Below are 21,549 nucleotides of genomic sequence, written 5' to 3'. Positions count from 1 at the left end.
GCTGTAGATTCGACTGCGTCCATTTCGAATCGCTGCGCTGCAAGCGAGGCCCCGCGCATCATGGCACCATCCGCCCTTGCACTGCCCCTGAGCGCCCCGCAGGCGTTCCTGGGCGTGCGGCTGTCGCTGACCAACAAATTGTGGCGCGACCGGCTGGATGCGCGCGGCGCGGCGCGCGCGCTTGCGATGGTGCAGCGCTATCAGTTGCCCGAGATGCTAGCGCGCGTGCTCGCCGGGCGTGACGTCGAGATCGACGCGGTCAACGACTTCCTCGATCCGACCATCCGCAAGCTGATGCCGGATCCGTTCACGGTGACGCAGATGGAGGCGGCGGCGCAGCGCATTGCCGACGCCGTGGTCAAGGGCGAGAAGGTCGCGATCTTCGGCGACTACGATGTCGACGGCGCGACCTCGGCGGCGCTGCTCGCCTGGCATCTGCGCCATTGCGGGCTCGATCCGCTGATCCACATTCCCGACCGCATCTTCGAAGGCTACGGCCCGAACGTCGACGCCATCCGGGCGCTCGCCGGCAAGGGCGCGACGCTGCTCGTGACGGTCGACTGCGGCACCACCAGCCTCGAGCCGCTGGCGGAGGCGCGGCGGCTCGGCATGTCCGTGGTGGTGATCGATCACCATCAATGCGGCGAGGAGCTGCCGGAGGTCGAGGCGCTGGTCAATCCGAACCGGCCGGATGATCTTTCCGGCCTCGGCTATCTCGCCGCGGTCGGGCTGACGCTGGTCACGCTGGTTGCGGTCAATCGCGAGCTGCGCGGCCGCGGCTTCTGGAGCAGCACGCGCCCGGAGCCGGATCTGCTCAGCATGCTGCATCACGTCGCGCTCGGCACCGTCGCCGACGTCGCGCCGCTGATCGCGCTCAACCGCGCCTTCGTCGCCAAGGGCCTGATCGCGATGCGCCGGCGCGACCATGTCGGGCACACCGCGCTGATGGATGTCGCCCGGCTCAACGGTCCGCCCGAAGCCTGGCATCTCGGCTTCATGCTGGGACCGCGCATCAATGCCGGCGGGCGCATCGGCCGCGCCGATCTCGGCGTGCGCCTGCTCCTGGAAAGCGATATCTCCGAAGCCGCGCGCATCGCCGCCGAGCTCGATCGGCTCAACAGCGAGCGCCGGATCATCGAGCAGCAGGCCGAAGCGCAGGCCGAAGCGGAGGCGCTGGCCTCGCTCGGGCTGGAGGACAAGGGCGCCGTCATCGTGACCGCATCCGAAGGCTGGCATCCCGGCGTGGTCGGGCTGGTCGCATCCAGGCTCAAGGAAAAGTTTGCCCGGCCGGCGTTTGCGATCGCGCTCGAGCCGGGCGGCATCGGCACCGGGTCGGGCCGCTCGATTCCGGGCGTCGATCTTGGCAAGGCCGTCCGCCACGCCGTGGAGCAGGGCATCCTGATGAAGGGCGGCGGGCACGCGATGGCCGCCGGCGTCACCTTGCGCAAGGAGCGGTTGGCCGAGTTTCGCGCCTTTCTCGAAAGCGCGCTCGCCGCCGACGTCGCCGACGCACGTCACGTCAACGAGATCCTGATCGACGGCGCCATCAGCGCGCGCGCCGCGACACCCGAGCTGGTCGCGACGCTCAATCGCGCCGGTCCCTTCGGCAGCGGCAATCCCGAGCCCATCGTGGCGCTGCCGTCGCATCAGCTGGTTTACGCCGACGAGGTCGGGCAGGCGCATCTCAAGCTGCGCTTCAAATCCGGCGACGGCGCCGCCGTGAATGCGATCGCATTCCGCAGCGTGGGCCAGAAGCTCGGCAACGCCCTGGTTCAGCATCGCGGCCAGATCCTGCACGTCGCCGGCACCCTCACCGTCGACCGCTACCAGGGTGTCGAGCGCGTGCAGCTGCGCGTGCTCGATGTCGCCGTGCCGGACCATGGGCCGGCGATGATCAGGTAGAGCAACATCGACGAGTCGTCCCGGACAAGCTGCGTGCGTCGTCGAAGCGCCGATCCTGACCCATATGCCGCAGCCGTTGTTGTGAGAACGAGATGCCCACCTCGATCGTGCCTCGAACTGCTCCCGGTAGGTATGGGTCCCGGCGCGGAGGCCGGGACGACATCGGAGTATGACGGCCGTCGCGCTTCCCATAATGCGCGCATGATTTCACATCCCGCCGCGCCATCGCGCCCGAGTGATGCATCGTCAAGGACCCTCCCGATGAAAGAGGGCGCAGGGAATGCCGGGTGAAGGCCTCACCCATGGCCCGCCTGCAAACAAAAAGCAGGCGGCAGTCACCACAGGCAAAGCCGTTTCAACCGGCATTCCCTGCGCGGAGGTCTTAACGCTTATACGCGATCTCCCCGGTGTCCGGCTTGTTAGCCACCGTCGCCCCCGGGATCATCATCTCCCAAGAGCTTGGCGCCAGCATCGGGGCGCCAGGACCACGCGATTTCACGTCCGCAACCTGCCGTTCGTCCGCGTACATCGAGCACGCTGCAACACGATCGCGGCCACCGCATCCCGCCCTCCACGTTCATGACGATCGCGAAACGTCCCTCTCATGAGGACGGGATGCGGATGTTATTTCCGATTTTCGGAACAAAAGCAAGCGGAAAGTTTGAGGGCGGGGCTGGCTGCGGCGGCCATCTGGCTGATGCTGCGGGTGAAAATAAAAAAATTGCAACGGGGCATGTTGCGTCATCGAGCGGTGGAGATCCGCGGCCATGCAGACAGAGACATCGATGGCCGGTGACCTCTGTACCGTCCGTCGGTCTTGCTCTAGCATTCTCGACATCGGTTTTGTCGAGACGGGAATGAACGTGCCAATGCGACGTCCGCTTGCCGTGCTGGCAATCCTTGCGATGGGTTGGTCCTGGGCTCAGGCCGAGCCGGGACTGCATTGGCGGACGGCAAGCCCGGACGAGACGCCCTGGTCTGCACCGATCGCACGCGAGGTGCAGGAGTTTGCGGTCGAACAGAAGCCGACAGCGATCATGGTCGTGAGGGACGACGACATTGTTGCCTCGTTCGGCGATCTCGGTGCGAAGGTCAATGTCCGGTCCGTGCGCAAGAGTCTGCTCAGCGCGTTGTATGGCATCGCCGTCGAAGCCGGCCGGATCAACCTCGACAGCACGCTTGCCGCGCTCGAGATCGACGACGTTCCGCCGGGGCTTTCGCCGGCCGAGCAGACCGCGACTGTGCGTCAGCTACTGATGGCGCGCTCCGGGGTCTATCATCTCGCGTCCTATGAGACGGGGCAGATGAAGCAGAGGCGGCCGGCGCGCGAGAGCCATCCGCCGGGCAGTTTCTGGTACTACAACAACTGGGATTTCAACGCGCTCGGCACGATCTATCGGCAGTCCGTCGACGACGTGTTCGCAAGCTTCGACAGACGGATCGGCCGGCCGATCGGGATGGAGGATTTCTCCGCCGCAGACGGCGTGTACGTGAAGGAAGCCTCCTCGTCGCATCCGGCCTATGTGTTTCGGATGAGCGCGCGAGACCTGGCGAGGTTTGGCCTGCTGTTCCTGAACGGCGGACGCTGGAATGGGGCTCAACTGATCCCGCCGACATGGGTGACGGAATCGACCAGCCGTCTCTCGGACACCGAGCAGCCCGGACGGGGTTACGGCTATCTCTGGTGGACCTTCAGCAGCGTCCGATCCGGCATCAGCGGCTATTTTGCCTCCGGCTACGGCGGACAGCAGATCGTGGTCGTTCCCTCGAAGCACCTGGTGGTCGTCGAGCTGGTCGATCTGGCCGTGAATCGGACAGGCGTCCGAACGCAGCGCTTCCTCGATCTCGTCGGCAAGATCAGCGCGTCGGTTCCTTGAGCAGGACGTCGATGGCCCTGGCGATCAACCTCCGATGCGATTGATTGCGTCGTGTTTCCGCCGGTGCGGATCGTGGCCGAACGCAAGCTGCCGCTGCGACCGCGTAGGCGTTCGGTTCCCAGGGGAAAGGATGACGTCAATCGCGTCGGATGCTAGCGCCAGGACGGCTTCGGCAGATGATCGGGACTGAATTTTGCCGTCGGCCGGGGCGCGGGCGGAGATGGGGCGTCGTCGGACGCCGAGAACAGCAGCAACGCCTCGAACGGCACGTCGGGTGCTTCCGCGGCATAACCGGTGCACGTGACGGGCGTGCCTCTGCAGCATCCTTCGAGGCTGAGCGTCAGCTCGTCCGGGCCGAACAACGACGGCTGTCCCGGGGCATGGCGCTTCGTCCTGATGATGGCGGTGAAACGATCGCCATGGGCCTCGTAGCTTCCGGCATAGCTCAGCACGGTGTCGCCGCCGCACACCTTGCCGCCCACCAGCTCGACGATCCCGGTTCCCTGGCCTTTGGGGGTCCTGAACCAGGCCGAATAAGTGCCTTCCTTGATCATCTGCCGCAGATCCCATCGTTGGGTGAGCGCATCGTTGTGCGACCCAAATTAAGGGAAGGTGAAAACGATCGCCAGAACAGGCCGGGAACCCGGAATTTGTTCGTATACGAATGGTGGGGGGCGCAGCAGCGCATATCTCTGTGGCCTCTGCACGCCGCGCCTCGCGTGGCCGCGCCCTGTCGCGCATCGCGAGTCCCGTCATTCGCCTCAAGAAAATCATTCGAATGGACGTCGGCCCGCGTATAAGGAATGAGACCAAGGCCTACTCAAGGACCATCTGATGCCGTCCGAACCCCGCTCGCCGCGTCTGGCCGTCCTGATCGACGCCGACAATGCCTCCGCCAAGATCGTCGACGGGCTGTTCGAGGAGATCGCCAAGATCGGCGAGGCGAGCGTGCGCCGGATCTATGGCGACTTCTCCAGCCCGCGCTCGAGGCCGTGGGCCGATACGCTGGCGCGCCACGCGATCGTGCCGCAGCAGCAGTTCGCCTACACGACCGGCAAGAACGCCTCCGACATCACGCTGGTGATCGATGCGATGGACCTGTTGCATAGCGGACGCTTCGACGGCTTCTGCCTGGTGTCGTCCGACAGCGACTTCACCCGGCTGGCGGCGCGCATCCGCGAGCAGGGCATCGACGTGTTCGGCTTCGGCGAGCAGAAGACGCCGGAGAGCTTTCGGCAGGCCTGCCGCAGGTTCATCTACACGGAGAATTTGCGCAGCGACGCGGCGAGCAGCAAGGACGCGGACAGCGCTGCGGCGCCGAAGTCGCTGCTGCCGATCAGCGCGGCGACGCCGATGATCAAGAAGGTCATCACGCAGATGGAGAGCGAGGACGGCTGGGTCGCGCTCGGCGAGGTCGGCAAGCAGCTCTCCAACCTGGTCTCCGACTTCGATCCACGCACCTATGGCTGCCGCAAGCTCAGCGACCTCGTGCGCAAGACGGGCGGCTTCGAGATCGAGGAACAGTCCAAGGGCGGCGGCTCGGTGCGCATCCGCGTGAAGGCGGCGAGCGCGTCGCAGCCCAAGGCGCGGGCGTCGAGGTCCGGCCACCGCGAGGCGACGGCCAAATCGTGATCCAGTCGGTGGCAGCGTGTCGTGGTCGGAGAGAACTTGCGAGCGGCCACGAACTCAAGAGTACATTCGGCGGTGCACGGCCGCGAACATCACTCCTATGCGCGTATCGCCAGGTCGGAACATGAATCCGACGACAACGATAAGCAGCAACATTGAGCCTACAACGATCAGGGCGACGCCATAAGACTCCGCGCCGGATTCGGCCTGATGTTTGGAATTTGACGCTGCGGGTATGGAGGCGGGGAGGCTCTGGGGTAGAGACACTGGACCAACTTGCGCGACATCGATCCACCGCGCTGACCAGTTGGATCTGGTCATCGTCGTCTCGGGCGGGTCGTCTGATTCAGTGCTCGGCTCAAACGGCCGGGCGGCGGCCAACATTTCCGATCGCGCGTCGCGCCAATGCGGCGGCTGCTCCTTCTGCAGCTTGCGCTCGGCAGTTTGGCGTTCAACTCTCGCTATGTGGCGGCGCCTCGTCATTGGTGTGGCGTCCCAACAGTGGTTTGAGCCATGCCAGTAAATATGCACCGAACCGAAGTGATGACGCGCCTCGCTCTTGTTCATACACGAAGGAGACGCTTGCGATGGAGACGTCATGGTTGCCATGACGATGAGGATCAACGCGACACGCATGGCGTCGCTCCGTTGTTAGTTGATGTACACACGCATACTGATAAACATGCCGTCAGATGCTCGAAATCAGATCAAAAGAATGGGTAAATTGTGTCCAGTTGGACAATACGACTGTCCTATGAAGTTTGAGTTCCCATGGTGTAGTTCACGGAACCTGCAAACAATCCCCGCAATTCGTATTCGCCGCCCAGAGCTAGGGCACCGAAGTCTAGCCGGCGTGTGGGCGGCCAAGGTGTGACCGTGGCCGCAATCGAGGAGGCCCTCAGCCCTCCGTCATCGCGAACAATGACCAGTGGTCGTCGTACTCCGCGCCGTCGCTACGGCCGGGCCTCCGTCGTGAGCTTGTCGCGCATGTCGCGATGGACCTCTTGCTTCGCCTCGGGCGGACAGAACGAGATGAAGGGAAGATTGGCGTCTCCCGCCGGTGCGCCGTCCACGGCATCGGCCAGGTGATGCTCGTGCTTCTCCAGATGGACGCAGATCCGGTAAAGGCCCAGATACAAGGCCTGGAACGAATCCACGCCGGAGATGGCCATTTCGAACGGGTTGCCCAAGCCGCGAATTTCAATGTCACAGTACCAGGATCTCGGTCCGGCCCGTCTGGGCGCGGACAGTCTGGCGACGACGGCGGTGTCCGTCGTCACATCGCGCAGCACACGCTCGGCGACGACCTCGGTCAATTTCGTCTCGGGTACATTTTCCGGCGGCACCGACGGGATCGGACCAGGCAGGGCGTCGAGCAGCTCGCGGTCGCGCTCGGTGATGAAGCGCAAAGCCTCGGTCCGCGTTTGCGGAAAGCAGCAGTCTGCGATCAGCGGGACATCGACGTCACCGGGGTCTCCATTGAGGAAGGCGAGGCTCCCCTCGTCCTCCGTAAGCAGCCTGCAGAGGAGTTTCAGCCCCAGACACAGCGACTGAAACGAGTCGACACCGCTGATCCACTTGTCGACGGGGCTCTCCAACCCCTCGATGGCAATCCTGCAGCGCCACTCGAAGTCGTCGACCCGTTCGGGCGGGAACACCCGCGCGGCGACATCGTTGCCTGTCGCCACATTCCGGTAGGTGCGCTCGGCCACGATCATCGTCATTGCTCACTCCGGTCGATAGGTTCCTGATCCCGATGAATTCGTGCGGCGAGCGGTAAGCACGTATGCGCGATCCGACCCGCGCGGACGGCCGTCAGCCGCCTTGCCGCAGCTTCGCCAGCACCTTGAGCCCGCCATAGCCGTCGGCCGGCTGGAGGCCGGCCTTGGCCTGGAAGTCGCGGATCGCTTTCATGGTGTCGTTGCCGACGCGGCCGTCGGTGCCGCCGGTGTCGAAGCCGGCTGCGGTCAGGCGCTTCTGCATCTCCTGCACCTCGGCCAAGGTCAGCGCGCGCTCGGAGCCGGGGAAGGGCTGCAGGAACGGCGGTGCCCCCAGGATGCGGTCGCCGAGATGGCAGATCGCGAGCGCGTAGCTCATGGCCGGATTGTAGGACTTCACCGAGTAGAAGTTCGGGCCGAGCAGGAAGGCGGGGCCGCCTGCGACCGGGATCCAGAGCTGCGCTGACGCATCGGGCTGCGGGAACGGCTGGCCGTCGGCGCGGGTGACGCCGGCCGCCTGCCACGCCGCATAGCTGCGACTGCCCGACATGTTGCCAGGCGCGCGCACCTCGTAGCCCCAGTGCTCGCCGCGGTGATATTTGCCGCGGTTGACGAGATAGCGCGCGGTCGAGCCGAGCGCGTCGTCGGGCCGGCCGAACGGGTTGATCTTGCCGTCGCCGTCATAGTCGAAGCCGACATTGAGCCAGACCTCGGGCATCCATTGCGTGTGACCCATGGCGCCGGCCCAGGAGCCGCGCATCTCCTCCGGCGTGCTCCAGCCGCGGTCGACGATCTTCAGCGCATTGGTGAGCTCGGTCTCCCAATAGGCCTTGCGCCGCGGCTCGTTCCAGGCGAGCGCGGCGAGCGCCGGAAACACCGGGCGCATGTGGTTCTGCTGCACCAGGGGATCGCCGAACGCTGACTCGACGCCCCACAGCGCGAGAAGCGTGCCGCGCTCGACGCCGAAATCCTTCTCGATGCGCGCGAACAGCGCCTCGTTCTTCTGCAGCGCGATCTTGCCGTTGATGACGCGCCAGTCGGAGACGCGACGGTTGATGTATTGCCAGAGCTGCTCCTTGAACTCCGGCTGGTTGCGCATCTCCTTGAACACGGTCATGTCGGGCTCGAGCCGTGCCATGACGCGGGTCCAGGTGGCCTGCGAGATGCCCTTGGCAAGCGCGCGGGCGCGAAAGCCGTCGCGCCAGGTCTCGAATTCGGCTGGGGCAGCCGCCGCTGGCAGCGCGGGGACGAGCAGCGCGGCAGCGCCAAAGCCGGAGCGGAGCAAGGCGCGGCGGGTCATGGAATCGGGCTGGGTCATGGCGCCAGTCTACCCGGTCAGGGCGGGGCGCGGCAAAGCCTTGGGAGCGGCGGGAACCGGCTAGGCGCCGTGGAGGTCGGCCGCGACGTGCGCCAGCCAGCGGCGGATGGTCGCGAGCTCGCTCCGTTTCAAGCCGCGGGCCAGCCTGCGCTCGATGATGGTGGCCTGCCGGCGCGCCTTGGCCAGCAGCGCCAGCCCGCGGCGCGTCAGGCTCCATCGCAGCATCCGACCATGGACGGGATGCGGCGTGCGCTCGATGGCGCCGTCGCGTTCGAGATTGCCGATGATCACGTTGACGGTCTGCGGCGTCAGCAGCGCGACGCGGGCGAGGTCGGCGCCGGACAGCCCGGGATAGGCCTTCAGCATCGTCAGCACCACGAATTGCGGATGGGTCAGCCCGGTTGGGATGAGCGCGCGGTCGAGCGACAGCCGCGCCGCGGCCTGCGCCTGGCGCAGCAGATAGGCGAGGTAGCCATCCTCGCCGCGCTTGCCCTCGCCGGGCGATGGCGGGCGGGCCGCCGTCCTGGGTCGAGTCCGGGTTTGACTCCTGGGCCGACGCGCGGGGCCGGCCTTTCGCGGCGCTCGCGCGGTCGTCAATTCCGGTGCCTTGCGCATATCATCAGAGCCCTGATAAGTTGTCAGACATCTGATAACACGAGAGACAGGCCCATGTCACATGCGCGAAGCGAGTACACCGCGTTCCGGAGCCAGGCGCCGGAGCTTTACGATGCCATCCTTGCGGTGAGTCAGCAGGCGGCGAAGGCCGGCCTCGACAAGCAGTTGCTCGAACTCGTCAAGATCAGGGCGTCGCAGATCAACGGCTGCGCATTCTGCGTGCAGCATCATGTGCTGCTGGCCGAGAAGCTCGGCGTGTCCGCCGACAAGATCAATCTCGTCGTGGTGTGGCGCGAGGCGCCGCAATTCTCGGCCCGCGAGCGCGCGGCGCTGGCGTTCACCGAGGCGCTGACCACGCTGCAGGGCGGCGTCAGCGACGAGGTCTATGCTCAGGCCCGGGCCGAATTCTCGGAAACGGAGCTGGTGTTCCTGACGTCGGCGGTCGGCGTGATCAATCTCTGGAATCGCTATGGCGTCGCCTTCCGCTGGACGCCGGCGGAGCGGCCGGTGCGGGCGGCTTCGTGAGTTGTCCGGAACCGCAGCACGGCCCGGCGGATTGTACGCGGGAGGCAGAGGAGGCGCGCATGACCGGGACGGACGAACCGCTCAAGCCGGAGGATTTTCCGCTGGAAGCCGACAAGGAGCGCGTGCAGCGCCAGGACGGCAAGCCGATCGCAACGACGAAGAACGAGGCGATGGCGCAAGAGATTGCGGATCGTCTCAACGCCGAGGAGCACCGCCGCGAAGAGGACAAGTGGTCGGCGTGACTCCTTGCTCCTTGGCCGTCTCCTTGGAGTTGCAAGAGACACATGCCGCTTGCAGTCAGCTCGAACCAATCAGCAAGGGGGCTGCGCTCAAAACGGATTCGCCGGCTGCGCCCGCTGGGGACCTTCCGGCTTCGGCTCGACCGCGAGGCTGGGGTCGGTCGGCATCACGCGCGCGCCGGCGGCGCGGGCGACCTGGCCGGTCATCGAATGCCGTGCCGCCTCGGCGGACTTGATTTCCGGCGGATGCCAGCGGTCGCGCACCAGCATCGTCAGCGCGCCCACGCAGAGCAGCGCAATCGCGGTTGAAACGAGCGCGGGTCCGGCTCTGCGATGCGGGTTGGCTGTCATCATCTGCGATCCTCCTGACAGACAACCCGGAGCGGTGGGTCTCGGTTCCGGGCCCGCCGGCGATCAGTTCCGGTCGCGCCCTGCGGCGGCGTCGGCCGCTGGTCCGAGCGGTGAGGATCCGAGTGCGCCGGTCGTCGACGGCGGCGACGCGGCGATCTCCTCCAGCCCGACCTCGCGGCCGCGGCCGCCGATCAGGCGCTCATAGGCTGTGATCAGCGTCACGTAGGGATTGACCCAGATCCAGCCGTCGCGCGTGAACAACTGGACGTCGAAATGCAGATGGCGCGTGGTGCCGTTGGGATGGTCGAGATAGTTCGAGACCACGCCGATCGGCTCGCCCTCGCGAAGGCTGCGGCCGTTGAGCAGGCCGTCGGCATCCATCGCCGCGGGGTTCATGTGCATGTAGCGGAAGCGGATGTGCTCGGTGCCGCTGTTGACCTGCACCGTCACCGCCTGCTGCCGGGTCGAGCGGATCACGACGCCGTCGCGCACGGCGAGCACGCGCTGCCGCCACGGGTTGCAGCCGTCGGCGCCGTCGCGGCGCACCGGGCAGGCGCCCGGCCTGAGATCCTGGCCCTGATGGCCGAAGCCGCTGGCGCACTGGCCGACGTTGAAGCTGCGCGCCTCGCAGAAATTGTCGCGCCAGGGATACTGGCTCCATGGCTGGTCGAACTTGTCGCTCGCGCGCCGGCGGCCGAACGACTGCGAATGCACATAGGCCGGCGCATCCAGCGGATAGCGGATCTGCGAATAGACGGTGCGGTCGGGCCGCCCGCTCCGGCCGCGTCCGCCGCTGTTGGCGACGATGTCGCCGACAGGCCGATAGGTGAAATCGGCATCCAGCGTGAGCGGGCGCTCGGCGGCGAGCGGCGCGATCTCCGGCGGGATTCGCGACGGCTGTCCGCCGGCGATGCGGAGCGCCTTGAGGAAGCGCTCGGCGATGGGATAGGCCTCGCGGCAGGCGAGCCGGCGCGGCCGCGGCGCGCTGTCCAGGCACTGGATCGAGACCACATAGGGCACGCCGAAACGCGTGAAGGCGTAGCGGACATAGCCCTCGCGGATGAAGCGGCGCAGATCGGGATATTGCGCTGACAGCGCCTTGACGCCTTCGCCCTTGCCGCCGGCGGGATCGGCGACCTCGTAGGTGAGGAGCGAGCCGGTGATCTGGATCTCGACCGGCTTGGCGAAGACGCGCGGCGGCAGGCCGGAGGTCATCTCCGGCGGCAGCGAGAACACGGCGTCGTAGCCCGACGGGCCGGCATCGAACAGGTCGGTCTGGAAGTCGGCCTGATAGCGCGGCAGATCGCGCGCCGCGATGGCGGCGCTGCGGCGCGCAGCAAGATAGGATGTGGCGTCGAACGGCAGCAAAACGGGGACCGGACTGCGTCCGATCCCCGTGAAGATGGTCGAGGTCACGCCGTTGAGCTGGACCAGCGCTGGCCTGCGCCGCGCATCGCCGGCCGAAACGCTGCTCCGGTGCGCGGACAGAGCGAAGTCGGCAGCGACCTCGGGCGCCGCGTTGAGTTCGGAGCGGAGCTGGTCCAACGCGGCGCGCCAGTCGGCGCGGTTGATGGTGAGGGCGGGCGGAGCAAAGTCATCGGCCGCGCGCATCGTGGACGGCGCGGCCAGCGTGATGATCGCCGCCAGGGCGGCGATGAGTGTGATGATCCGTGCCCCCAAATCCCCCCGCGCCCCCCGGCGTCAGATCCTCGAGATGCCTCAGTCCTTGGCGCGCTCGCAGTAGGAGCCGTCCTCGGTCATGACGACGATGCGGGTGCCAACCGTGATGTGCGCCGGCACGCCGGTGCGAACGCCGTTGGAGAGCACCGCCGGCTTGTAGGACGACGACGCGGTCTGGCCCTTGGTGACCGGCTCGGTCTCGACGACCTCGAGCGTGACGCGCTGCGGCAGCGTGATCGCCACCGGGACCACGTCGTGCATCGACAGCTTGACCGTCATGTTCTCCTGGAGATAGGCGGCCTGGTTGCCGACCACGTCCTTCGGCACCTGGACCTGGTCGTAGGTCTCCGGGTTCATGAAGTGGAAGCCGTCGGCATCCTCGTAGAGGTACGTGAAGTTGCGCTCCTCGATCGTCGCCTTCTCGACCTGGTCGGTGGTCTTGAAGCGCTCGGAGATCTTCACGCCGTCGCTGATTCGGCGCATTTCGATCTGGCTGACCGGGGTGCCCTTGCCGGGATGGATGTTCTCGGCGGTCACGACGACATAGAGCTTTCCATCTTGCTCAATGACGTTACCCTTGCGAATAGAGCTGGCGATGACTTTCAAAGCTGTTTTCCTGACACTGAAAAGGGGGCGCCGGACCAAGCCGGGGCGCCACGCGACGCGGAATGCGGTTTCGGGCGGCAACATACTGATTTTGTCCGGGGTTGCCAGTCTTTTGCGGCCCGAACGGGCGACCTCCTGATGTCCCGGGAGCCCGCGCCTTCGCCGTGGTGGTCGCCGCAGCGGCACGCCGATGTCAGGCCGTTCCTGCTCGCCCGGACCGCCATCACCAGGGCGTTGCGGGCCTGGTTCGACGAGCAGGGGTTTACCGAGGTCGAGACCGGCATCCTGCAGGTGTCGCCGGGCAACGAGACCCATCTGCACGCACCGCGCACCGACCTGACGGCGCCGGACGGGACCCGGCACCGGCGGTATTTTCGAACCTCGCCGGAATTCGCCTGCAAGAAGCTGCTGGCGGCCGGGGAGCGGCGGATCTTCGAGTTCGCCCGCGTGTTCCGCGACCGCGAGCGCGGCGACCTGCATCTGCCGGAATTCACCATGCTGGAATGGTATCGGGCGGAGGTGCCCTACGACGCGATCATGGCCGACACGGTCGTGGTGATCGCCCATGCGGCTCAGGCGACCGGAATCCGGCGGTTCGCCTTCCGTGGCCGCACCGCGGATCCCTTCGCCGAGCCAGAGCTGCTGACGGTTGCCGGCGCGTTCGCGCGCCATGCCGGGATCGACCTGCTCGCGACCATCCGCGACGGTGCGGGCGACCGTGGGGCGCTGGCCCAGGCCGCCGCCGGCAAGATCCGGATCAGCGACGACGACACCTGGTCGGACCTGTTCAGCAAGGTGCTGGTCGAGCATGTCGAGCCGCATCTCGGGCAGGGTCGGCTCACGGTGCTCCATGAATATCCGGCGCCGGAGGCCGCGCTGGCGCGGGTGGCGGCCGACCCCCGCGTCGCCGAGCGGTTCGAGGTCTATGCCTGCGGCGTCGAGCTCGCCAACGGCTTCGGCGAGCTCACCGACGCCGCCGAGCAGCGCCGCCGCTTCGAGCAGGAGATGGCCGAGAAGGAGCGCCGCTATGGCGAGCGCTATCCGCTCGACGAGGACTTCCTCGCCGCCGTGGCCGCGATGCCGCAGGCGAGCGGCGTGGCGCTCGGCTTCGACCGCCTGGTGATGCTGGCGGCCGGCGCCACCAGGATCGATCAGGTGGTGTGGACGCCGCCGGCAGGTGAGCGATGAACAGGATCGAACGTCCGACCACGTTGCGCAGCGCCGAGGATCTCGTCGCGCAGGGCTTGGCTGACGCGGCGGACCAGCCGGCGCTGGCGCGCGTGGCGCAGCGCTATGCCGTGGCGGTGACGACGCATCTCGCCGACCTGATCGACGTCGACGATCCGAATGATCCGATTGCGCGCCAGTTCGTGCCCAGCACGGATGAGCTGAAGGCCGCGCCTGGCGAGCGCGGCGATCCGATCGGCGACGATTCGCATGCGCCGGTGCCGGGCATCGTGCACCGCTATCCCGATCGGGTGCTGCTCAAGCTGGTGCATGTCTGCGCGGTCTATTGCCGCTTCTGCTTCCGTCGCGAGATGGTCGGGCCCGGCAAGGACAATGCGCTGTCGGAGGAGGCCTATCGCGCGGCGCTCGACTACATCCGCGCACATGACGAGATCTGGGAGGTGATCCTCACCGGCGGCGATCCGCTGATGCTGTCGCCGCGGCGGCTGAAGGAGATCATGGCCGATCTCGCCGGCATCGATCACGTCAGGATCGTCCGTATCCACACCCGTTTGCCGGTCGCCGATCCCCAGCGCATCACGCCGGCGCTGGTTGACGCGCTGAAGGCGCCGGGCGCAACGACCTGGATCGCGCTGCATGCCAATCATCCGCGCGAATTGAGTCCGCCGGTGCGCGCGGCCTGCGCGCGGCTGATCGAGGCCGGCATTCCCATGGTCAGCCAGTCGGTGCTGCTGCGCGGCGTCAATGATGACGCGGCGACCCTGGAGGCGCTGATGCGCGGCTTCGTCGAGACCCGCATCAAGCCGTATTACCTGCACCATGGCGACCTCGCGCCGGGCACGGCGCATCTGCGCACCACGCTGGCGCAAGGGCAGGCGCTGATTCGAACGCTACGCGGCCGGGTGTCCGGCCTGTGCCAGCCCGACTACGTGCTCGACATCCCCGGCGGCTACGGCAAGGCGCCGGTGGGGCCGCAATACCTCACTGCGGATGAAACTGTTGAGCAGGATCATGCGGCAGCTGCGCAAACGCGCTATCGTGTGATTGACTATTGCGGTGAGGCGCACCTCTATCCGCCCGCCGCGGGATGAAGTGTCCTGCCGATTCCGCTGACACGGAGGAGCAACATGAAGAAATTTGCGATCGCGATGGGGCTCCTGATGGCCGTCACCGATGGCATCGCGCTGGCGCAGAGCGGCAGCGGCTCCTCCGCCGGCACCGGATCGAAGAGCGGCATGCCGCCGCAGGCGCCGGTCGGCCATCGTCAGGTGCGCCCCAGCGACCTGCCGAAGGCCGAGCAGGCCGAGGACAATTCGATGAGCGGCACGACCAAGGAAGACCGCGAGCTCGATCGCAAGATCAAGGGCATCTGCCGCGGCTGCTGAGCGCGATCTGCGGCGCGCCCGACGCGCGCCGCTTGATCGGTCGTGAGTGTTACGCCGAGCGCTCACGCGGGGAGTTGCGAAGCGCCGCACGCCGGGCGGCGACGGCTTCGGCGAGCTGCTCCAGCACCTCCACCGTCGTGTCCCAGCCGATACAGCCGTCGGTGATGCTCTGGCCGTAGGTCAGTGCCACGCCCGGCTTGACGTCCTGGCGTCCCGCGATGAGGTGACTCTCGATCATCACGCCCATGATGCGCTGCTCGCCTGCGGCGAGCTGGCGGCCGACGTCGGCGGCGACCAGCGGCTGGTTCTCCGGCTTCTTGCTCGAATTAGCATGGCTGGTGTCGATCATCAGCCGCGCCGGCAGTCCGGACTTGATCAGCTCGGCCGCGGCCTGCTCGACATGGGCGGCGTCGTAATTGGGGCCGCTGCCGCCGCGCAGGATGATGTGGCAGTCCTCGTTGCCGGTTGTGGCCGCAATCCCCGAACGGCCGCCCTTGGTCACCGCCATGAAATGGTGCGGGTGGGCCGCGGATTTGACCGCATCAGCGGCGATGCGGATGTTGCCGTCGGTGCCGTTCTTGAAGCCGACCGGGCACGACAGGCCGGAGGCCAGCTCGCGGTGGATCTGGCTCTCGGTGGTGCGCGCGCCGATCGCGGCCCAGGCGACGAGGTCGGCGATGTACTGCGGCGTCGTCATGTCGAGGAATTCGCATCCCGCCGGCAGGCCGAGATTGTTGACGGCGGACAGCACGCTGCGCGCGAGCCGCAGGCCCTTGTTGATGTCGAAGGAATTGTCGAGGCCGGGATCGTTGATCAGGCCTTTCCAGCCGACGGTCGTGCGCGGCTTCTCGAAATAGACCCGCATCACGATTTCGAGGCGGTCGGCGAGGCGCTCGCGCAAGGCGGCGAGGCGGCCGGCGTAGTCGACCGCCGCGTCGGGATCGTGGATGGAGCAGGGGCCGACGATGACCAGCAGGCGGTCGTCGCTGCCGGTCAGGATGGCATGGATCGCATTGCGGGCGGCCATCACCACACGGGTGGCGGTGAGGGTGCGGGGGATTTCACCCATCACCTCCGCCGGCAGGCTCAATTCCTTGATTTCCTTGATACGAAGATCGTCTGTGGTGCTCAGCACGGCGGGCTCCTGGGTCTCTTGGGTGGGCACCTGCCGGCAATAAAAAAGCCGCCAGGTCTGGCGGCTCGTTCGGATATCTTGCTGCAATGTGTCAGATTGAGCGCGATCCTCCCGCCGCCAGCGAGCTGTCGTAGCTAAAGTACCAATAAAAGCTGGTGGCGGCGTTGATCATGCCCATCCTATAGCGGCCGCGCGGCCGCTTGTCATCCCGAAAATCGAGCCCTCCGGCGTCAACCGTTGCGCGCGGCGAGCGCCATGCCGATCATCGACAGCCCGCCGAACAGCAGGTTGATGCCGACCAGCAGACCGATCGCCCACAACGCCGTGCCGGGCAGACCGGAAATGATGATGCCGGCGATCGCGATGTCGACCACGCCCGAGATTGCCAGCCACGACCAGCGCCCGGACAGCTCGCGGCGGTGCTCCAGCGCATACATGATGGTGGCGACGCCTTCTGCGAGAAAATAGACGCCGATCACGATCGTTAGCGTCACCGTCCCCTGGACCGGCTGCGCCACCAGGATGACTCCGGCGACGATGGCGAGCACTGCCGACAACAGCGACCACCAGAAGCCGGGCATGCCGCGGGCCCAGAAGGTGAGCGCGAGTCCCGCGATGCCCGAGATCAGGAACATCCAGCCGAGGAAGATCGTGACCGCGAGGCTTGCCAGCGGGGTGAGGATCATCGCGAGCAGGCCGAGAACGGCGAGCAGGATGCCCTCGATCAGGAAGGCCTTCCAATGCGCGCGCACGGCTGCGCCCATCTGCGACTTCATGCGCTCGAGCTCGGGCGGAATCGTATCCTGGGGAAGGGTCATGATCGTCACTCCGGGCAAGCTCACGCGCTTAACGCCGCGGCCGCCTGCCCACGCACATGGTGAGGACCTGCGGCCCGGACAAGCGCGCAATGCGCATTTGGTTGCTCTGCCGGCCCCGCGATGCCGGGATTATGCCGTCGTCCGAATCCGGTTGCGACCGAAAACATAGATCGTCGTTGTGACAATCAGAAGGGCCATCCCGACGATGATCGCGGTGAGACCGAGGGGAACCAGAACCGCGGCGACATTGCGGTCAGGGTTGAGCAGCCAATGCCGGATGGAGGTCAGCACGAATCCGAGCCCGACGAAGCCGGCGGCGCCGCCGAGCAGGAGCAGCGCCCACATCCTGCGCAGCTGGCTCAGCCTTGCCCGCGCCACCTCGGTGCGCGGCGTGTGGTGATGGGCGACGCGGCGCACCAGCCGCACGGCAAGGGCGATCGACGAGAACCCGATCAGCACGCTGATGCCGCCGAGCCAGAGGCGCGCGGCGGTGTCGAGGGTCGATGCCCGCTGCAGCAACAGCAATGGATAGTCGAAGGCCGCATGCAGCATCACGGGTGCGGCCAGCACCAGCGCCCAGCTCGACAGCCGCGCCCCTTCGCGATTGTGGCGGTTGGCGCCAAGCGCCGTACTGGTGCGGGCGATCGCGAGATAGGCACCGGCAATGATGCCGAGCGCGCCATGAAACGGCACGGTGAGCACGCTGCGCAGCACCGCCAGCGAGCGCCACATCTCGGCATGCTGGACGAGATAAGCCAGGTTCTCGTAAGCCGCGAAGCCGAGCCCGACGGCGGCACCGTAGAATACCGTGTCCATGGCATTGCCGACCTGCCGGCGCCGCGACCACAGCGCGGCGATCACCGCGACCTTGGCGAGCTCTTCCGGCAAGGCGACGCCAAAAAGGGCCCGGACCGCCTGGGCGATCCAGGGATTCTCCAATGTCAGCCCGACATGCTGGAACGGCGTCCTGATAATGCCGAGCAGGAGCACGCTGGCTGCCCCGAGCAGGAAGGCGGTCCAGATCTTGAGCGGAGGGCCTGAATTGTCACCGGCGGCGACCACCAGCCAGAGGATCAGCAGCGCGGGCGCGATCGCGGCGGTGCCGATCACGGTCGCGAGGGCTTCGAGAAGGTTCATTTGCGATGGCAAGTAAGCCATGGTCTCCGATCATCCAATGCGGCGGGGCCGAACCGACCCTCCACCACCCGCGCGGAGAATGGATTTGACATCGGTCCGTGGCCGCACGGCAAGATCTACATGTCGGCAGAATGAGCCGCCCTTCAAGGGAAAGAACCCCGTCCGGGGGCTCGATTGGGGGAGGGACCGCTGCAGGGCCGAGTGCAGCCGCCGTCGGCTGCCGCCCGGCTGGTCTCAACGGGGCCGGGAGGCTCTCGGCGCCGTCGCATCGCCGCCGCGCACCGGGGCCTCCTGGCGCGGTTCGACCGGGGTCCAGGCGTCGGTGCGGGAGGTGGTTGGCGCCTGGGCGGTCGTCGGCGTTTCCACGCAGCTCAATCGTGGTGTCGGGTCGGCCACACGCCGGCATTCCAGACCTTCAGCGAAAGCGGCCTGACTGATCGCGCACGCAACCAGAACAATCGAAAGAACTCTCATGGTGCCCCTCGGAGCAGGCTTGGGTCGCCCGTGATGCAGGCTCGACTCGGTCGTGCCATTCGATGATGCCCAGCTTGGCCGCAAAAGCGTGCAAATATTTGACCATTCTCGCCGTCATTCAAAAATTCTTCCGAAATTCGCGCGTGCATTCCATGAGTTGCAAGCGATGCGAGCGTTTTTCGCTGGCGCAAACGCGAAGCCCTTTCGCTCCGTTGCGGTGCCAAGGCGCGGCAGCCGGCGCCGAACTGCCATTTGCCCCCAGCTTGCTCGGCATGGGCGGCCGGGCGGGCTTGATGCGGCGAAGGGATCATGGTCGGTTGCCGCGATGAATTCGCCGTCTTGGTCAGCTTCCGACAGAGCCTGTGGTCCACGCTATCGCCGTGGCTGGGTCGACGACGCCGTGGCGGCCATCGAGGCCGACCAGTGCCGGACCGCCGACACGCACTTGATCCGGCTGATCGTGCCCGCGCTCGCCGGCATCGACATCTACCTGAAGGACGAATCGACCCACCCGACCGGGAGCCTCAAGCATCGGCTGGCTCGATCGCTGTTTCTCTATGCGCTTTGCAACGGCCACATCCGGGAAGGCACGCCCGTGGTCGAGGCCTCCTCCGGGTCGACAGCGGTATCGGAAGCCTATTTCGCGCAGATGATCGGCGTGCCGTTCTACGCGGTGATGCCGCGCACCACCTCGGAAGAGAAGATCGCCGCGATCACGCATTACGGCGGCAATTGCCATCTCATCGATGACGGCCGGTTTCTCTATGCCGAGGCGGCCGCGCTCGCGAGCCGGCTCGGCGGCCATTACATGGACCAGTTCACCTTCGCCGAGCGCGCTACCGACTGGCGCGGCAACAACAACATCGCCGAGTCGATCTTCAACCAGTTGCAGGGCGAGCGCCGTCCGCTGCCGGAATGGATCGTGATGGGCGCGGGCACCGGCGGCACGTCGGCGACGATCGGCCGCTATCTGCGCTACCGCCGGCACCCGACGCGGCTGTGCGTCGCCGATGTCGAGCATTCGGCCTTCTTCGACGCCTTCTGCAACGGCGACAGCGCCCGGACGTGCGAACGGCCGTCGCTGATCGAGGGCGTCGGCCGTCCGCGCTGCGAGCCATCCTTCGTGCCGGGGGTCGTGGATCGCATGATGAAGGTGCCGGATGCCGCCTCGGTCGCGGCGATGAACGTCCTGACGCGGCGGCTGCGCCGGCCGGTCGGCGGCTCGACCGGGACCAACTTCCTGGCGCTCTGCCGGCTGGCGGCCGAGATGCGGCAGGATGGACAGAGCGGCTCACTGGTCACGCTGATCTGCGATTCCGGGGAGCGCTATCGCCAAACCTATTACGAGCCGCAATGGCTCTCCGCGCGCGGTCTCGACCCCGCGCCGTACGAGGCAGCTCTGTCCGCCTTCCTCGACACCGGTGCGCCGCTGCGGCTCGAGGTTGCCGATGCGGAGAATCCGCTGCGCGCCTGAACGCCTCCGGGGGGGCGTCGCGGACCGCGGCGAGCGGCATCCGGATGCCCGGCATCGTGCGCGATCCCTGATCTGGATCAACGAAGGACGCGACGGATTGCGCTTTGGTCCGACCCCGAACAGGCCTCCAAGGGCGCGCCGGAACGCAGGTTCGGGACGCGGGCAGGGGAAGGACGGATCAGGTGATGAACTACGACAGCTATTTCGACCGTGCCCTCGACCAGTTGCACCAGGAACGGCGCTATCGCGTCTTCGCCGATCTGGAGCGCCTCGCCGGCCGCTTCCCCCGCGCGATCTGGCATTCGCCGGAGGGGCCAAAGGATGTCGTGATCTGGTGCTCCAATGACTATCTCGGCATGGGCCAGCATCCGAAGGTGATCGGCGCCATGGTCGACGTCGCCGCGCGCATGGGCACCGGCGCCGGCGGCACCCGCAACATCGCCGGCACCAACCATCCGCTGATCGAGCTCGAGCGCGAGCTTGCCGATCTCCACGGCAAGGAAGCCGCGCTGGTGTTCACCTCGGGCTACGTCTCCAACGAGACCGGCATCTCGACCATTGCAAAACTGCTGCCGAACTGCCTGCTGCTGTCGGACGCGCTCAACCACAATTCGATGATCGAGGGCGTCCGCAAGGCCGGGAGCGAGAAGCAGGTCTGGCGGCACAACGACCTCGCCCATCTCGAAGAGCTGCTGCGGGCGGCCGATCCCGACCGTCCCAAGCTGATCGTCTGCGAGAGCCTGTATTCGATGGATGGGGATGTCGCGCCCTTGCACCGGATCTGCGATCTCGCCGAGCGTTATGGCGCGCTCACATACGTCGACGAGGTCCATGCGGTCGGCATGTACGGCCCGCGCGGCGGCGGCATCGCCGAGCGCGACGGCGTGATGGCCCGCATCGACATCCTCGAGGGCACGCTCGCCAAGGCCTTCGGCTGCCTCGGCGGCTACATCGCCGCCAATGCCAATCTGATCGACGCCGTCCGCTCCTATGCACCGGGCTTCATCTTCACCACCGCCTTGCCGCCGCCGGTTTGCGCCGCCGCGACCGCCGCGATCCGCCATCTCAAGACCTCGCAGTGGGAGCGTGACCGGCACCAGGACCGGGCGGCGCGGCTCAAGGCCGTGCTGAACGCCTCGGGCCTGCCGGTCATGCCGTCCGACACCCACATCGTGCCGGTGCATGTCGGCGATCCCGAGAAGTGCAAGACGGCGTCCGACCTGCTGTTGTCCGAGCACGGCATCTACATCCAGCCGATCAACTATCCGACCGTGCCGCGCGGCCTGGAGCGGCTGCGCATCACGCCATCGCCTTACCATGATGACGGCCTGATCGACGCCCTGGCCGAGGCGCTGGTCGACGTCTGGGACCGGCTCGGCCTTGCGCGGGCGCCGCAGGCGCTGGCCGCGGAGTGAGCCGTTTCCGCTGACCTGTCACATCGGTCTGTCAGTTTGATCTGCCGCAATGCCGCCCGCGCT

Annotated in this window: 21 protein-coding genes; 10 read left to right on the top strand and 11 right to left on the bottom strand. The window is 66.8% G+C overall.

What is annotated here, in order from left to right; translation table 11 throughout:
- The first annotated feature begins 60 nt into the window (after positions 1-60).
- The gene (gene recJ, locus QW861_RS00975; protein WP_315712114.1) at positions 61-1,902 is read left to right on the top strand and encodes a single-stranded-DNA-specific exonuclease RecJ; all 1,842 of its coding nucleotides are present in this window, start codon (positions 61-63) and stop codon (positions 1,900-1,902) included.
- Positions 1,903-2,771: 869 nt separating this feature from the next.
- The gene (locus QW861_RS00970) at positions 2,772-3,779 is read left to right on the top strand and encodes a serine hydrolase (RefSeq protein ID WP_315712112.1); all 1,008 of its coding nucleotides are present in this window, start codon (positions 2,772-2,774) and stop codon (positions 3,777-3,779) included.
- Positions 3,780-3,931: 152 nt separating this feature from the next.
- Here QW861_RS00970 and QW861_RS00965 read toward each other — a convergent pair whose 3' ends face one another.
- Positions 3,932-4,333, bottom strand: a complete 402-nt coding sequence (locus QW861_RS00965; protein ID WP_316192595.1) for a hypothetical protein — start codon at positions 4,331-4,333, stop codon at positions 3,932-3,934.
- A 280-nt stretch (positions 4,334-4,613) separates the two neighbouring features.
- Between QW861_RS00965 and QW861_RS00960 the strand changes: the two genes are divergently transcribed.
- Entirely contained in the window at positions 4,614-5,411 is a 798-nt protein-coding gene (locus QW861_RS00960; protein WP_315751654.1) for an NYN domain-containing protein, read from the top strand.
- A 54-nt stretch (positions 5,412-5,465) separates the two neighbouring features.
- Here the strand turns inward: QW861_RS00960 and QW861_RS00955 are convergent, their stop codons facing one another.
- The 4 genes from QW861_RS00955 to QW861_RS00940 form a co-directional block, all read right to left on the bottom strand.
- Entirely contained in the window at positions 5,466-6,044 is a 579-nt protein-coding gene (locus QW861_RS00955; protein ID WP_315751653.1) for a hypothetical protein, read from the bottom strand.
- 317 nt (positions 6,045-6,361) lie between these two features.
- Complete coding sequence (locus QW861_RS00950; RefSeq protein ID WP_315751652.1) at positions 6,362-7,132, bottom strand: DUF6968 family protein; 771 nt, start codon at positions 7,130-7,132, stop codon at positions 6,362-6,364.
- Positions 7,133-7,223: 91 nt separating this feature from the next.
- Positions 7,224-8,444 (bottom strand): lytic murein transglycosylase, encoded by a 1,221-nt coding sequence (locus QW861_RS00945; protein ID WP_315751651.1) that lies wholly within the window; start codon positions 8,442-8,444, stop codon positions 7,224-7,226.
- Positions 8,445-8,504: 60 nt separating this feature from the next.
- Entirely contained in the window at positions 8,505-9,059 is a 555-nt protein-coding gene (locus QW861_RS00940) for a MarR family winged helix-turn-helix transcriptional regulator (RefSeq protein ID WP_315751650.1), read from the bottom strand.
- Positions 9,060-9,113: 54 nt separating this feature from the next.
- On the opposite strand from QW861_RS00940, the gene QW861_RS00935 reads away from it, so the two are divergent.
- The gene (locus QW861_RS00935) at positions 9,114-9,584 is read left to right on the top strand and encodes a carboxymuconolactone decarboxylase family protein (protein ID WP_315751649.1); all 471 of its coding nucleotides are present in this window, start codon (positions 9,114-9,116) and stop codon (positions 9,582-9,584) included.
- A gap of 59 nt (positions 9,585-9,643) precedes the next feature.
- The gene (locus QW861_RS00930; protein ID WP_315712101.1) at positions 9,644-9,826 is read left to right on the top strand and encodes a hypothetical protein; all 183 of its coding nucleotides are present in this window, start codon (positions 9,644-9,646) and stop codon (positions 9,824-9,826) included.
- 87 nt (positions 9,827-9,913) lie between these two features.
- Here QW861_RS00930 and QW861_RS00925 read toward each other — a convergent pair whose 3' ends face one another.
- Genes QW861_RS00925 through efp form a run of 3 tightly spaced genes read right to left on the bottom strand, consistent with a single transcriptional unit; the run spans position 9,914 to position 12,460 of the window.
- Positions 9,914-10,177 carry a hypothetical protein gene (locus QW861_RS00925; protein ID WP_315712100.1) on the bottom strand — a complete coding sequence of 88 codons (264 nt, stop codon included), beginning with the start codon at positions 10,175-10,177 and terminating at the stop codon, positions 9,914-9,916.
- 60 nt (positions 10,178-10,237) lie between these two features.
- Complete coding sequence (locus QW861_RS00920) at positions 10,238-11,854, bottom strand: M23 family peptidase (RefSeq protein ID WP_315751648.1); 1,617 nt, start codon at positions 11,852-11,854, stop codon at positions 10,238-10,240.
- Positions 11,855-11,893: 39 nt separating this feature from the next.
- The gene (gene efp / locus QW861_RS00915; protein WP_315712097.1) at positions 11,894-12,460 is read right to left on the bottom strand and encodes an elongation factor P; all 567 of its coding nucleotides are present in this window, start codon (positions 12,458-12,460) and stop codon (positions 11,894-11,896) included.
- A gap of 138 nt (positions 12,461-12,598) precedes the next feature.
- Here efp and epmA point away from each other — a divergent pair, with 138 nt between their 5' ends.
- Genes epmA through QW861_RS00900 form a run of 3 tightly spaced genes read left to right on the top strand, consistent with a single transcriptional unit; the run spans position 12,599 to position 15,033 of the window.
- Positions 12,599-13,648: an EF-P lysine aminoacylase EpmA gene (gene epmA, locus QW861_RS00910; RefSeq protein WP_315751647.1), complete on the top strand. Its 1,050-nt coding sequence runs from the start codon at positions 12,599-12,601 to the stop codon at positions 13,646-13,648.
- Positions 13,645-14,739, top strand: a complete 1,095-nt coding sequence (locus QW861_RS00905; protein WP_315751646.1) for a lysine-2,3-aminomutase-like protein — start codon at positions 13,645-13,647, stop codon at positions 14,737-14,739. The genes epmA and QW861_RS00905 overlap by 4 nt, the downstream gene beginning before the upstream one ends.
- A gap of 36 nt (positions 14,740-14,775) precedes the next feature.
- Entirely contained in the window at positions 14,776-15,033 is a 258-nt protein-coding gene (locus QW861_RS00900; protein WP_315712092.1) for a hypothetical protein, read from the top strand.
- A 49-nt stretch (positions 15,034-15,082) separates the two neighbouring features.
- Here QW861_RS00900 and QW861_RS00895 read toward each other — a convergent pair whose 3' ends face one another.
- The 3 genes from QW861_RS00895 to QW861_RS00885 all read right to left on the bottom strand — a co-directional run bounded on the left by QW861_RS00895 (position 15,083) and on the right by QW861_RS00885 (position 18,144).
- Positions 15,083-16,168: a 3-deoxy-7-phosphoheptulonate synthase gene (locus QW861_RS00895; RefSeq protein ID WP_315751645.1), complete on the bottom strand. Its 1,086-nt coding sequence runs from the start codon at positions 16,166-16,168 to the stop codon at positions 15,083-15,085.
- A 230-nt stretch (positions 16,169-16,398) separates the two neighbouring features.
- Positions 16,399-16,986, bottom strand: a complete 588-nt coding sequence (locus QW861_RS00890; RefSeq protein WP_315712090.1) for an HdeD family acid-resistance protein — start codon at positions 16,984-16,986, stop codon at positions 16,399-16,401.
- Positions 16,987-17,115: 129 nt separating this feature from the next.
- Entirely contained in the window at positions 17,116-18,144 is a 1,029-nt protein-coding gene (locus tag QW861_RS00885; protein ID WP_315751644.1) for a PrsW family intramembrane metalloprotease, read from the bottom strand.
- 778 nt (positions 18,145-18,922) lie between these two features.
- On the opposite strand from QW861_RS00885, the gene QW861_RS00880 reads away from it, so the two are divergent.
- A complete protein-coding gene (locus tag QW861_RS00880; protein WP_315712086.1) occupies positions 18,923-20,071 on the top strand; it encodes a PLP-dependent cysteine synthase family protein in 1,149 nt (382 codons plus the stop codon).
- Positions 20,072-20,256: 185 nt separating this feature from the next.
- Positions 20,257-21,486 carry a 5-aminolevulinate synthase gene (gene hemA, locus QW861_RS00875; RefSeq protein WP_315751643.1) on the top strand — a complete coding sequence of 410 codons (1,230 nt, stop codon included), beginning with the start codon at positions 20,257-20,259 and terminating at the stop codon, positions 21,484-21,486.
- Positions 21,487-21,549: the final 63 nt, after the last annotated feature.

Origin of the sequence: Bradyrhizobium sp. SZCCHNRI1029, assembly GCF_032487555.1 — a bacterium.
Classification (GTDB): Bacteria; Pseudomonadota; Alphaproteobacteria; order Rhizobiales; family Xanthobacteraceae; genus Bradyrhizobium.
This window is presented reverse-complemented; position numbering and strand designations above follow the sequence as displayed.

Bases quoted from the DNA above. Each gene is read 5' to 3' on its own strand.
- QW861_RS00970 (WP_315712112.1), top strand. From the start codon at position 2,772: ATGCGACGTCCGCTTGCCGTGCTGGCAATCCTTGCGATGGGTTGGTCC.
- QW861_RS00945 (WP_315751651.1), bottom strand. From the start codon at position 8,444: ATGACCCAGCCCGATTCCATGACCCGCCGCGCCTTGCTCCGCTCCGGC.
- QW861_RS00965 (WP_316192595.1), bottom strand. From the start codon at position 4,333: ATGATCAAGGAAGGCACTTATTCGGCCTGGTTCAGGACCCCCAAAGGC.
- QW861_RS00950 (WP_315751652.1), bottom strand. From the start codon at position 7,132: ATGACGATGATCGTGGCCGAGCGCACCTACCGGAATGTGGCGACAGGC.
- QW861_RS00930 (WP_315712101.1), top strand. From the start codon at position 9,644: ATGACCGGGACGGACGAACCGCTCAAGCCGGAGGATTTTCCGCTGGAA.
- QW861_RS00960 (WP_315751654.1), top strand. From the start codon at position 4,614: ATGCCGTCCGAACCCCGCTCGCCGCGTCTGGCCGTCCTGATCGACGCC.
- recJ (WP_315712114.1), top strand. From the start codon at position 61: ATGGCACCATCCGCCCTTGCACTGCCCCTGAGCGCCCCGCAGGCGTTC.
- QW861_RS00955 (WP_315751653.1), bottom strand. From the start codon at position 6,044: ATGCGTGTCGCGTTGATCCTCATCGTCATGGCAACCATGACGTCTCCA.
- QW861_RS00900 (WP_315712092.1), top strand. From the start codon at position 14,776: ATGAAGAAATTTGCGATCGCGATGGGGCTCCTGATGGCCGTCACCGAT.
- hemA (WP_315751643.1), top strand. From the start codon at position 20,257: ATGAACTACGACAGCTATTTCGACCGTGCCCTCGACCAGTTGCACCAG.
- QW861_RS00890 (WP_315712090.1), bottom strand. From the start codon at position 16,986: ATGACCCTTCCCCAGGATACGATTCCGCCCGAGCTCGAGCGCATGAAG.
- QW861_RS00905 (WP_315751646.1), top strand. From the start codon at position 13,645: ATGAACAGGATCGAACGTCCGACCACGTTGCGCAGCGCCGAGGATCTC.
- QW861_RS00940 (WP_315751650.1), bottom strand. From the start codon at position 9,059: ATGCGCAAGGCACCGGAATTGACGACCGCGCGAGCGCCGCGAAAGGCC.
- QW861_RS00885 (WP_315751644.1), bottom strand. From the start codon at position 18,144: ATGGCTTACTTGCCATCGCAAATGAACCTTCTCGAAGCCCTCGCGACC.
- QW861_RS00925 (WP_315712100.1), bottom strand. From the start codon at position 10,177: ATGATGACAGCCAACCCGCATCGCAGAGCCGGACCCGCGCTCGTTTCA.
- QW861_RS00880 (WP_315712086.1), top strand. From the start codon at position 18,923: ATGAATTCGCCGTCTTGGTCAGCTTCCGACAGAGCCTGTGGTCCACGC.
- QW861_RS00935 (WP_315751649.1), top strand. From the start codon at position 9,114: ATGTCACATGCGCGAAGCGAGTACACCGCGTTCCGGAGCCAGGCGCCG.
- epmA (WP_315751647.1), top strand. From the start codon at position 12,599: ATGTCCCGGGAGCCCGCGCCTTCGCCGTGGTGGTCGCCGCAGCGGCAC.